We start from the raw sequence: 12356 nt of genomic DNA on the forward strand, positions 1-12356 counted from the left end.
GACCTGGCCGAACAGCCGCATTGCCGTGATGGGCGGCGAGCAGGCGGCCGGCGTGCTGGCGACGGTGCGGCGCGAGGGCATCGAGCGCAGCGGCAGGAGCTGGTCGGCGGCCGAGGAGGCCGAGTTCAAACGGCCGACGATCGAGATGTTCGAGCGCCAGAGCCATCCGCTCTATGCCTCGGCGCGGCTCTGGGACGACGGCATCGTCGATCCGCGCAAGAGCCGCGACGTGCTCGGGCTATCGCTCTCGGCCGCCCTCAACGCCCCGATCGAACCGACCCGGTTCGGCCTGTTCCGCATGTAGGTCCTGATCCTAGATCCAACACCTGGAGGACGATCATGAAACGGGAAAATGTCAACGCCAGGAACGCACCTGACCCGCATGGCGGCTACTCGCAGGCGGTCGTGCTCGAGGCGGTCAAGCGGCTGGTGCTGGTGAGCGGCCAGATCCCGATGGATTCGGACGACAAGGTGCCGGACGGGTTCGAGGCGCAGGCGCGGCTGGTGTGGCGCAATGTCGATGCGCAGCTCAAGGCGGCGGGAATGGAGAAGTCCGACCTGGTCAAGGTCACGACCTACCTCGCCGACCGGCAATATGCGACACAGAACCGGGAAATTCGTAGCGAATTTCTCGGCGCCGTCGCCCCGGCGCTGACGGTCGTGATCAGCGGCATCTTCGACGACCGCTGGCTGCTCGAGGTCGAGGCGGTGGCTGCGCAATAGCCGGGAGAGATGATGTTCAAGAAGATCCTGATCGCCAATCGCGGCGAAATCGCCTGCCGGATCATCCGCACCGCCCGCAGGCTCGGCATCGCCACCGTTGCGGTCTATTCGGATGCGGATCGCCGGGCCCTGCATGTCGAACTTGCGGACGAGGCCTATCGGATCGGCCCGGCGGAGGCGGCGCGGAGCTATCTCGACATCGAGGCGGTCATCGCCGCCTGCCGGGCGAGCGGCGCGGAGGCGGTGCATCCGGGTTACGGCTTTCTGTCCGAGAACCCCGCCTTCGTCGAAGCCGTCGCGGCGGCGGGGCTGGTGTTCATCGGTCCCTCGGCGAAGGCGATCCGTGCCATGGGGCTGAAGGACGCGGCCAAGGCGTTGATGGAGGAGGCCGGCGTTCCGGTCGTGCCGGGCTATCACGGCGAGGAGCAGGACCCGGCGTTTCTTTCGGACCGGGCCGAGGCGATCGGCTATCCGGTGCTGATCAAGGCCCGTGCCGGCGGCGGCGGCAAGGGGATGCGCAAGGTCGAGCGGCCAAAGGACTTTGCCGCAGCCCTTGCCAGCGCGCAGCGCGAGGCCGAGGCGTCGTTCGGTGACGGCCGTGTGCTGGTCGAAAAATACATGGCCAAGCCGCGGCACATCGAGGTGCAGGTCTTCGGCGACAGCCACGGCAACGTCGTGCACCTGTTCGAGCGCGACTGTTCCGCCCAGCGCCGCCACCAGAAGGTGATCGAGGAGGCGCCGGCGCCCGGCATGTCGGCGGAGATGCGTGAGGCGATGGGGTCGGCTGCGGTGCGGGCCGCCCAGGCGATCGGCTACAGCGGCGCCGGCACAGTCGAATTCATCGCCGATGTCTCGGAGGGTTTGCGCGCCGACCGGTTCTTCTTCATGGAGATGAACACCCGCCTGCAGGTCGAGCACCCGGTGACCGAGGCGATCGCCGGCCTCGACCTCGTCGAGTGGCAGTTGCGCGTCGCTGCCGGCGAGCCGCTGCCGAAGAGGCAGGAGGAGCTCGCCATCGACGGCTGGGCCTTCGAGGCGCGGATCTACGCCGAAAACCCGGCGCGCGACTTCCTGCCCGCGACCGGCCGGCTTGTGCGCTTCGATACGCCCGAGGGCGTTCGCGTCGATTCCGGCGTGCGCGCCGGCGACGAGATCACCGCCTTCTACGATCCGATGATCGCCAAGGTGATCGCCCATGGCCCGGACCGCGCCGCCGCCCTCGGCCGGCTTGCGGCGGCGCTGGCGCAGTGTCGGATCGCCGGCGTGACCACCAATACCGGCTTCCTCGACCGGCTGTGCCGTGAACCGCATTTTGCGGCCGGCGACGTCGATACCGGTCTGATCGGCCGCGAGTCCGCAGCACTCCTGCCGAACCCGCCGGCCGATCCGCGGGTGCGTGCGCTTGCCGGGATCGCCGCCCTCGACCTGCTGGAGCCCGCCACGGACACCGACCCTTGGAGCCGCCTCGGCGGCTTTCGCCTGTGGGGACCGGCCTGGCAAACGGTGTTCGTCGAACACGAGGGCGAAACGCTGGAAATCCGGGTTGCGCCCTCGGACCGGCGCCACTTCGAGGTCGAAAGCGGCGGGGAGCTGCTCGCGCTGACGTTCCTTCGCTCCGATGCCGATGGGACCGTTCTGGCCGACTTCGGCGACCGGGTCGTCGATGCCGTCGTGGTCTGGGACGGCCGCGCCATCACGCTGTTTGCGGAAGGGGCGAGCCATCTGTTCCACATGGAAGAGACGGCGGGCCTGCACGGCGAGGAGGAGGCCGGCGGCGACGTGCTGGCCGCCCCGATGCCCGGGCTCGTGCGCCTCGTCTCGGTAGCCGCCGGTGCCGCCGTGGCCAAGGGCGATCCGCTCGTCACCATGGAGGCGATGAAGATGGAACTGGTGCTGAACGCGCCGCGCGATGGCCTCGTCGAGGCGGTGCCGGTCGCACCGGGCGATCAGGTGAGCGAGGGGGCGGTGCTGCTGCGGCTGGCGGCAGAGGAGCCGAAGTAGAGAAGTGATCGGACCACGTTGACGGTCCGCGCTCCACGGGTCCTCCTCGAAGGGAGGGGAGGCCGATCATCCGCGACAGGTCAGGCGTAATGCACGTCTGGATGCGCCCAAGGGGCTCTGCTAAACTGGGACATCGTCTCTAACGCGAAAGTGATAGCATGGCACATGTTTCGCAAGCCAAGAAGAGACGCTTCCAACTCATTCTGATCAAGCCCTCGCACTATGACGACGATGGCTACGTGATCCGCTGGTGGCGGCCGATGATCCCTTCGAATTCACTCGCCGCCCTCTATGGCCTTGCCGCTGATTGCGCTGAGCGCAAGGTGCTCGGCCCGGACGTTGCCATCGACATCACGGCGATCGACGAGACGAATACCCATGTCGATTTCCAGGCCCTCCTGCGTCTACTTGGCGGACACAACAATTTTGGCATGGTGGCGCTTGTTGGCGTCCAATCCAACCAGTATCCGCGTGCCCTCGATATTGCGCGGCCGTTCCGTGAGGCTGGCATCCCGGTTGCCATGGGCGGCTTTCACGTCTCGGGCTGCATTGCCATGCTTGAAGGCACGGCGGTGGACCTCGACTCATGCCGGAAGATGGGCATTGCCATGTTCGCAGGGGAGGCGGAGGGTCGACTTGATACCGTCCTGCGCGACGCGGCCAGCGGCAGGCTGGAGCCGATCTACAACTTCATGGACGATCTGCCCGGCATTGGCGGCACGCCCGTCCCGTTCCTGCCGAAGGAAAATGTCGGACGCACGCTCGGCTTGAGCACGAGCTTCGATGCCGGGCGCGGCTGCCCCTATCAATGCTCCTTCTGCACCATCATCAACGTGCAGGGGCGCAGGTCGCGCTTCCGCTCGGCCGATGACGTCGAGAAGCTCGTGCGGATGAACTGGGCACAGGGCGTCCACAAATTCTTCATCACCGACGATAATTTCGCCCGCAATAAGGAATGGGAGGCGATCTTTGACCGGCTGATCGAACTGCGAGAGAAGGACCGTATTCCGCTCGGCCTGATGATCCAGGTCGACACGCTCTGCCACAAGATCCCGAATTTCATCGAAAAGGCAAAGCGTGCCGGCGTTACCCGTGTTTTCATCGGCCTCGAAAACGTCAACCCCGACAACCTCACCTCGGCAAAGAAGAACCAGAACAAGATCACCGAATACAGGAAGATGCTGCTTGCCTGGAAAGCGCAGGGCATCATCACGCTCGCAGGCTATATCCTCGGCTTTCCGGCCGATACGCCCGAGACCATCCGGCGCGACATCGCCATCATTCAACACGAACTGCCGATCGACATCGTCGAGTTCTTCATCCTCACACCATTGCCCGGTTCGGAGGATCACCAGAAGCTTTGGAAAGATGGCATCGAGATGCGGGACGATCTCAACGTGTATGATGTCGAGCATGTATGCACGGCGCATCCGAAGATGAGTCGGGAAGCGTGGGAGGGAATATACCGCGAGGCATGGCAGCTCTATTACTCGCCCGAGCACATGCAGACGCTGCTGCGCCGCGCGGCCTCGACAGGCGTGCCGATCGGGAGCCTCGTCAAGCTGCTCGTTTCCTTCGCAACGACGGTGCCGCTTGAAAACGTGCATCCACTGCAGAGCGGACTTCTGCGCCTGAAGCAACCGTCTGAGCGGCGCCCAGGCCTAGAGCGGGTACACCCGCTGATCTTTTGGCCGCAGTTTGTATGGGAGACGCTGCGCAAGCATGTGGCACTCGCGGGCACCATCATGCGATTGACGGCTGCCGCCTACCGGATCTCCCGCGATCCGGCTTCAAAGGCCTACATGGATCAGGCGTTGATGCCGGTCGGGGCTGACGACGAGGAAACGCGCGATCTGTTCACCAAGACCGCCGGCGGTACGGCAGCGGTGGCGCACATAAAGAAGGTCGCGGCGCTCACCCACTCCAATTCGGCCGGCTAGCTACTCCACGAACACCCGCACGCTTGCCGCCCGGCCCACCGCGTCGATCACCGTCAGCGTCGAATAGCCTGCGCCGTCGGGAATCCATTGAGTTGTGCGCCGACGGGAGGACTCGGGCAGCATCTTGCCGTTGGCGAGCCAGCGGAACGGGGCCCGGCCGCCCTGCAATTTCAGCGCCAGCGGCGCGATCGCGCTGCCGGATCTGGCGCCCAGCTCCACATGCGCGCCTTCCGGCGGATAGACGATCTGCGGCGCCGGTTCGCGCGCGGTGGCCGAGACGAGGCCGCTGTCGGTGCGGGAAAAGCGGCGCAGGCCGACCGGCAGTTCGGACTGGGCGATCCTGACTGCGCCGGCCGGCGCCTTCGGAAGCGGCGTGATCGCGACGCCGGATTTGGAGAATGCCTCGAACAGGATCGGCGCGGCGGCCTCGTAGCCGGTCAGGCCAGGGACGGCGGCGTTGTCGGCGCGGCCGACCCAGACGCCGAGCACGTGGCGGCCGTCATAGCCGACCGACCAGGCGTCGCGGTAGCCGTAGCTGGTGCCGGTCTTGTAGGCGATGCCGAGGCGGCGGCTGCCGCGCGGCGGGAGCACGGCGGACAGCGTGTCGGTGACGCTCCAGACGGCGGCGGGGTCGAGCAATGGATCGCCGATAACCACTTCCGGCGAGCGGTCGACGCCGTCGCCGAGCCGCACGACTTTGCCCTCATTGGCAAGCGCGGCATAGAGCTGGACGAGGTCGCGCAGCTTGATGCCGGCGCCGCCCAGGCCGATCGCCAGGCCCGGCGCCTCGCCGGCGGGCAGCGCGAGCCGGACATCGGCGCGACGCAGCCGCACCGTCAGCCGCGTCGGACCGACGGCGTCGAGCAGTCGTACGGCCGGAACGTTCAGGGACAGCTGCAGCGCCTGGCGCACGCTGACGTCGCCCTGGTAGCTCATGTCGAAATTGCGCGGCCGGTAGCCGAAGAAATCGGCCGGACGGTCCTCGACGATTGTTTCCTGGGCGACGAGGCCTTCCTCGAAGGCGAGCCCGTAAATGAAGGGTTTCAGCGCCGAGCCGGGCGAGCGGATCTGGCGCGTCATGTCGATCCAGCCGGATCGGGAAGCGTCGAAATAGTCGGCCGAGCCGACCTCGCCGACGATCGCGCCGGTCCTCGCATCCGCCATCACCATCGCGACGGAGAGTTTCGGGCCGAGCCGCGCGGCGGCGTCGCGGGCGACCGTCTCCAGCGCCTGCTGGATGTCACGGCGAATCGTCGTCTCGTGGCGCTGACGCCCGGTGCTTTTGCGCAGGGCGAGTTCGGAGAGATGCGGCGCCAGCGCCGGAAGCTGCAGCCGGCGCACGGGGACCGTCTCAGCCGAGGCGCGTTCCGCCTCGCCTTCGCCAATGACGGTCGAGACGGCCATGCGGGTCAGCACACGCGCGCGTGCCGCCTCGGCTTCTTTCGGAAAACGATCCGGGCGGCGGCGCTCGGGCAGTTGCGGCAGGGCGACGAGAAGAGCTGATTCGGCGACCGACAGTCGCCTTGGCTCCTTGCCGAAATAGGAAAGGCTCGCCGCCCGCACGCCTTCGAGATTGCCGCCATAGGGGGCGTGGGTCAGGTAAAGGTCGAGGATTTCCGCCTTCGACAGCCGCCGCTCGATCTGGATCGCGCGGGCGATCTGCCTCATCTTCGCGAGCACCGAACGGTTTTCGCGCGGCTCGATCAGCCGGGCGACCTGCATCGACAGCGTCGAGGCGCCGGAGACGATCCGGCCGTTGCCAAGGAACTGGGCGGCGGCGCGCAGCAGTGCCAGCGGATCGACGCCCCTGTGCTCGTAGAAGCGCTGGTCCTCATAGGCGAGCAGCATGCGGACGAACTGCGGATCGACATCCGCTGCCTTCGTCTGCAGCCGCCAGAGGCCCTCGGAGGTCGCAAAGGCGCGCAAGAGCCGTCCGTCCGTATCGACGACCTCGCGCGACACCTCCTTCGCCTTTTCGATCGGCGGCGGATAGGCTTCGTCGGCGCGCTCGAGCCCGTGCAGGAGCGCAGTGCAGAGGACTGCACCGCCCAACATGGCAATCAGGCCGTTGCGCAGCCGGGACACGCGTTTCCTCCTACTCGGCCAGCACCTGCATCCGCCCCGTCGCCGTGCGGGCCGAGAACTGCGGCCGGTACATGTCCTCGACCGTTGCCGCCGGGTGGTCGTAGGTGCCGGGCGTCACCGCGCGCACGACATAGGCGAGCGTGATGCCGTCACCGCTGCCGCCCTGGCGGTCGAAGGCGGCGATGAAACGGTCGCTGCGGAACTCGGTGTGCGCCGCCTCGACCTCGCCGATCCAATCGAAGTTGGACAGCTCGGCGCTGCTGACGAGGCTCGGATTGTCGATCTCCAGCCCGGCCGGCAAGAGGTCGGTGATCAGCACGCGCGAGTGCCAGGGATTGTTTTCCGTCACCTTGAGCACGACGACATAGCGCTCGTTCTGGCGGGCCTCGGAGATCGTCGCCGGTTCGCCGTCGAGCGTGTAGTAGCTGCGTTCGATGGCGTAGCCGTCGCCGCCGGCCGGCAGCGGCTGGACAGGCGCCGCGACCGTCGTCAGCACGGTCGAGACGGGTTCGCTGCCGCGGTTGACGAGGGTGACGGGCTTGTGCAGCAGGTCCTCGCCGCTCATGCGGGCGGCATAGCGGCCGTCATGCTCGGCGCCGTTGACCTCGAGGCGAAGCGATTTGTCCTCGTTCAGGATCGCGCGGGCGGCGAGCAGCATCCAGGTCTGCTCCTGGGTGCTGGTATAGGCCTTGCGCTGCCATTCGCCGGCGACGATCTTCGCCATTTCCGGAATGATCGCCGGGACCGGGTTGCTTTCGGCCGCGAGCGCCAGCACCGCCGCGCCGTCGCGCAGCGCCGAGCCGTAGTCGGATCGCGCCAGACTGACATTGGTGACGTCGCTCGACATGCGCAGGGATTCCCGGAAGATCTGCCCGGAGCGTTGCGCATCGCCGTAAAGCCCGAGGGCCGCGGCGATATGCGCCTTGGCGAGCGGCGTCGGGAACTCGGACAGGCGCGTGTCGGCATAGTAGCGCAGGTCGCTGATCGCGGCCTTGCGGTTGCGCGCCAACACATAGAGCGCATAGGCGATCTCGTTGCCGCGCTCCTGCACGTTGTTGTCGTAGGAGAGTGCGTTCTGGAGATTGTCCAGCGCCTGCACCATCGCCTGTTCCGGAACCTCGAACTTCTGCTCGCGGGCTCGGGTCAGGAAATCGCTTATGTAGGCATCGAGCCAGAGGTCGCCATAGCCCGGTCCCCACAGGCCGAAGCTACCGGAGGAGGACTGGTTGGAGAGCACCCGATAGATCGCTTCCTGCACCCGCTTCTTCGTCTCGTCGTCGTCGGGAAGGCCAGTGTCCTTCGAGAGTTCGCTAAGATAGAGCAGCGGCAGGGCGCGGCTGGTGATCTGCTCGGCGCAGCCATAGGGGTAGCGATCGAGCGTCATCAGCATAGCGGGGATGTCGAAGGCACTGGAGCGCGAGACGTTGAGCGCCACCGAGGCGCTGCCGAGGATGCTGTCGGCAAGCAGCTGATCGTCGATCGTCAGGCTGCCGCCGACGGCAAGCTCCAGCACACGCCGGGTGGTGATCGGCAGGGTCGAAGGCCGCACGGGGATATCGAGCGACTGCTCCCAGGAATGGCCCGCGCCGTCCGACAGCGCGACGGTCACGACGCCGTCGCCGACCTCGCCGCCGATCAGCGGCAGCGTCAGGTCGGCCTTGCCTCCCGCTTCGAGACGGACGGTTTGCGCAGCCCCGGCCTGCTCGACCATCACCGCCTTGTTGTGGGTAACGCCGAGTTGGTAGTCACCGGCGGGTGCATCCGTATTGGCGATGTCTAGGCGCAAGTTGGCCCGGTCCCCGGGCGCCAAAAATTTCGGCAGGCTGGCGGTGACGACCACCGGATCGCGGATGATGACGTCAGCCGTGCCGTGCCCGATGCCGTCCTTCGACCAGGCGACGGCCATGACGCGGGCGGTGCCGTTGAACTGCGGAATATCGAACGAGACATTCGCCTTGCCCTCCGCGTCGAGTTTCACGGGGCCGGTGAAGAAGGCGACGAGCTTCTGCGTCGGCGGGCTGCCCTCCAGCGCCATCTGGCCGCCGTCGCCGCCGGTGCGAAGGCGTCCTGTCGCGCCGAGCGAGCCGTCGATCAGCCGGCCGTAAAGGTCGCGGATTTCAAGACCCAACCGGCGCTGGCCGAAATACCAGCCGTCCGGATCGGGTGCCTCGTAGCGGGTGAGATTGAGGATGCCGACGTCGACGGCTGCGACCGTCACGTAAGCGTCCTCGTTCGCGCCGGCGCCTGCGACCGAGACCGCGATATCGAGCGGTTGGCGCGGCAGCGTCTTTTCCGGCGCGTCAAGGGTCACGGCGAGCTTGCGCCCGGCCGGGTCCACCTTCAGCCATTTGACGCCGATAGCGCGCATCGGCATGCGGCTCTCCTGGGCGTCGCCGGGACGGTAGAGCGTGGCGGTGACGTAGGCACCCGCACCCCAGTCGGCGGTGACGGGAATCTCGACCTCGCCACCGGTCTCACTGAGCGAGGCGGTGCTGGCGGAGATTAGGCTCTCCGTGCCGTTGGTGACGAGAAGCTCGCCGGCATAGCGCGAGGAGACCTTCAGCTTCGCCGTGTCGCCGATCGCATAGCTCTCCTTGTCGAGAGCGATTTCCAGCGCATCCGGCGTCTCCGTCGAGGTCGCCTCGACATACCAGCCGGCGTCGAATTCGATGCTCGTCGCCGGCCCATCGGCGGACGCGGTCTCCACTTCGAGCCGGTACCGGCCCCAGGTGACGGGAACGGCAATGTCGGCGCCGTCGACGGTGACGTCGATCACGCCGGCCTGGACCTGCTTCGTCGAAAGGATCGGCTCGTAGCGCCAGGAGCTGCCGTCACGGTACCATTGGTAGTCGCGCTGGACGCTGAGCAGTTTCCATGGCAGGCCGTGCATCGCCTGCTTCGTTCCGTCCGGAGTTGCGACGATAACATGGAAGCGGGCGACGGAGTTCTCCGGCACGTCGCCCGCGGCCGCCGGGCGGATGCCGATCATCGGCCCCTCGGACCGGACGGGCAGTGTCAGCGAACGCTCGACGGCACGGCCGCCGGCCTCGCTCATGCGAACCGTGACGGCGGCGTTCAGCAACTGGGTCGTGGCGGGGCGTTCGCTGACATCCACATCGAAGGTTGCCTTGCCATCTTCGTCGAGCGGTTGAAGGCCCTCGATCGGCACGCGGTTTTCCTCCATCGCCTCCTCGTCGGCGAGGCCGAAGAGGTAGCCCTTGAAGTGTTCGCTTTCGCGCGCCGGCTTGAGCGCGACATCGCCTTCGATGTCGAGGCCGGCGGCAGGAGCGCCGTAGAGATAACGGCCATCGACATCGATCGTGACCGGCGTGCCGCTCTCGATCTCCTTCGCCGCGCTGGTCAGGTCGAACTCGGTGCGATCCGGCACGAAGTCGTCGACAAGGAAGGTCTTTTCAGCGATCGAGGGCGCCTTCGGATCGGTGTAGATCTGCATCGTCCAGCTGCCGCGCATCGCATTCGGCTGGATCGCATAGTCTACGACGTAGCCGCCAAGCTTGCTGTCGTTGCTGATGATGCGACGGTCCTCGACGCCGTCGGGGCGGGTGAAGACGAAGGTCAGCGGCAGCTTCTCGATCGCCCTTGCCTCGATGTCGCGGGCAAGGGCTGCGGCGTGAACCGTCTCGCCGGCGCGGTAGATGCCGCGCTCGGTCCAGGCGAAGATATCGATCGCGCCGGGGGCCGGGCGTCCGGTGACGCCGCGGTCGGACAGATCGAAGCCGGCGCGGGTCATGTCGAGGAAGACGTAGTCCGACGTGCCGTTCCGCGCCGTCAGCACGGCCGGCATCATGGCGGCCGTGCCGCGGATCAGCCCGGCGGTGAAGGTGGCGCGTCCATCGGCATCGGTCATCGCCGTGCCGAGGATTTCGTTGTTCTTGGCGAGTAACTGCAGCTCGACACCGGCCATGGGCTTGGCGCTGCTCAGCGCCCGCGCAAAGACATGCAGGCCGTCCGTGCCGGCGAAGGTCGAAAGCCCGATGTCGGAGACAAGGAACCACTGGGTGGCCTTGGCATCCCAGTCGCGCTTCGGTCCGTTCGAGGCCGTGGCCGTCAGCACGTAGATGCCGGGCTGGCGCTGCGGCAGCGCCTCGTCGACCGGAAACGAGGTCACGACGTCCTTGTTGAGATCGCGCTGCATGTCGATCTGGCCCTGCCAGACGAGTTCGCCGAGTTCGCTCTCGATGCGGCCGGCGCCGTAGCCGTCGAGTTGGGCCAGAAACTGCGAGCCGGCGAGCAGCGAGGTTATGTTGCGGTCCCCGACGCGGTAGAGCTTTAGGTCGGCGCTGTCGGTGTTGACCGAGACCAGCGGAATGCCGCGTCGCGCGGTGCTCGGCAGGACGAAGCTGTCGCCGGTAAAGCGCACGCTGGGGCTGCGGTCCTGCACGTAGATGTCGAGCTCGACCGGCGATTCGAGATTTTCGTCGACCGAAGACGGCAGGCCCTGACGGAAGGCAAGCTTGTAGCGCTGGCCGTGGTTCAGCCCCTCCACGCAGATCTGGTTGTCCTTCGCCTCGACGCCCTTCGGCGCCTTGCCGTCCAGCGTCACAAAGCTCGCATAGTCCGCGCCGAACTTCACCAGCGGCTCGGAGAACTGGACGCAGGCGCGCGGGCTGACGCTGTCGTTGTCGATCGTATGCTGGACGACGCGAAAACCCTGACGCGCTTTCAAATCGAGATAGGCGGCGCGCACAGCCGGGTCGTCGACAAGCGCAAGGCTCGCCTTGTAGGCGTCTATTCCGGCGCGATAGTTGGCGGCTTTGTCCAGCGTTTCGGCGAGCACGGCCAGCGCCTGCGCCCGTGCCGACGTGGTGCGCGTCAGCCAGTAGGCATTCAGGGCGGCAAGCGGCCCCTGACCGGTGAGATAGGAATTGTCCGTTGCCAGCGCTGCGGCCTGCGCCATCTCGATCCACAGATGACGGTCGTCGGGCGCGAGCGACAACGCCCCCTTGTAGGCGTCAAGGGCTTCGGAGACGCGTCCGGACGATATTTCGATGCGACCGAGCGAAGCGAGGCTTTCGGCCCCTTGGCCTTCCTGCGTGCCGAGCAGTGCGAGGTTGGTCTTCAGCGCCCGCGCTTCGGCCACCATCCCCTCGGGAATGAAATCGAGCGAAGGGGCGGCGCCGACATCGGGCTCGCCGTCGGTGAGCACTATCTTGCCGGCGACCGTGCCGGGGAAACCGTTCAGCTGGCTGAAGTCGGACTTGAGGAAGCACCACTTCACCTTCGGATTATAGGTGAAGGCGCGGCAGGACATGTCGTCGATGCAACTGGTTTTGCATTGGTCGAGCGTGACGTTCTGGACGGTGCGCAGATCGAAGCCGAAATAGTCGCCATTCTCCGTGGTGACGACCGAGCGCTTTGTCTCGGCAGCCTGTCCCGGAAATGCGCTTGCTGCGATGGCGAGGAAGATTGCGGAAAAACCGATGAACGCACGCATAGACCCAAGTCCTCCAATCGCCGCCAGACACAAAGCACTTTTGAGACATCGGCCCGGCATGTCAACCGGTGGTCGTGTTCATGCGGATACTGTTCAAGACGATCGGAATGGCGGCCTGTTCCAGGGATAATACGGGCGAGCCATCGCTTTTC

6 protein-coding genes are annotated in these 12356 nt (G+C 66.4%); 4 read left to right on the forward strand and 2 right to left on the reverse strand.

Annotated elements, in window-relative coordinates; all coding sequences use genetic code 11:
• From J2Y48_RS20205 to J2Y48_RS20220, 4 genes are all read left to right on the forward strand, one after another.
• Window positions 1–304 (forward strand): carboxyl transferase domain-containing protein (locus J2Y48_RS20205; RefSeq protein WP_310421581.1); only part of this gene is annotated, 304 nt, incomplete at its 5' end.
• A gap of 35 nt (window positions 305–339) precedes the next feature.
• Entirely contained in the window at window positions 340–723 is a 384-nt protein-coding gene (locus J2Y48_RS20210) for a RidA family protein (protein ID WP_310421584.1), read from the forward strand.
• Between the two features lie 12 nt (window positions 724–735).
• Window positions 736–2724, forward strand: a complete 1989-nt coding sequence (locus tag J2Y48_RS20215; protein ID WP_310421586.1) for an acetyl/propionyl/methylcrotonyl-CoA carboxylase subunit alpha — start codon at window positions 736–738, stop codon at window positions 2722–2724.
• Between the two features lie 158 nt (window positions 2725–2882).
• On the forward strand, window positions 2883–4664 hold the full coding sequence (locus J2Y48_RS20220; protein ID WP_310421589.1) for a radical SAM protein: 1782 nt from the start codon (window positions 2883–2885) through the stop codon (window positions 4662–4664).
• Here the strand turns inward: J2Y48_RS20220 and pbpC are convergent, their stop codons facing one another.
• Both pbpC and J2Y48_RS20230 read right to left on the reverse strand, forming a co-directional pair.
• The gene (pbpC, locus tag J2Y48_RS20225) at window positions 4665–6719 is read right to left on the reverse strand and encodes a penicillin-binding protein 1C (RefSeq protein ID WP_310421974.1); all 2055 of its coding nucleotides are present in this window, start codon (window positions 6717–6719) and stop codon (window positions 4665–4667) included.
• A gap of 40 nt (window positions 6720–6759) precedes the next feature.
• Window positions 6760–12204 (reverse strand): alpha-2-macroglobulin family protein, encoded by a 5445-nt coding sequence (locus J2Y48_RS20230; protein WP_310421592.1) that lies wholly within the window; start codon window positions 12202–12204, stop codon window positions 6760–6762.
• Window positions 12205–12356 lie beyond the last annotated feature (152 nt).

The sequence above is a fragment of the Mycoplana sp. BE70 genome (genome assembly GCF_031455855.1).
Taxonomy (GTDB): domain Bacteria; phylum Pseudomonadota; class Alphaproteobacteria; order Rhizobiales; family Rhizobiaceae; genus Mycoplana.

What these genes read in the sequence shown, in the direction of transcription:
- J2Y48_RS20210 (WP_310421584.1), top strand. Translation starts at nt 340, where the DNA reads ATGAAACGGGAAAATGTCAACGCCAGGAACGCACCTGACCCGCATGGC.
- J2Y48_RS20215 (WP_310421586.1), top strand. Translation starts at nt 736, where the DNA reads ATGTTCAAGAAGATCCTGATCGCCAATCGCGGCGAAATCGCCTGCCGG.
- J2Y48_RS20220 (WP_310421589.1), top strand. Translation starts at nt 2,883, where the DNA reads ATGGCACATGTTTCGCAAGCCAAGAAGAGACGCTTCCAACTCATTCTG.
- pbpC (WP_310421974.1), bottom strand. Translation starts at nt 6,719, where the DNA reads ATGTTGGGCGGTGCAGTCCTCTGCACTGCGCTCCTGCACGGGCTCGAG.
- J2Y48_RS20230 (WP_310421592.1), bottom strand. Translation starts at nt 12,204, where the DNA reads ATGCGTGCGTTCATCGGTTTTTCCGCAATCTTCCTCGCCATCGCAGCA.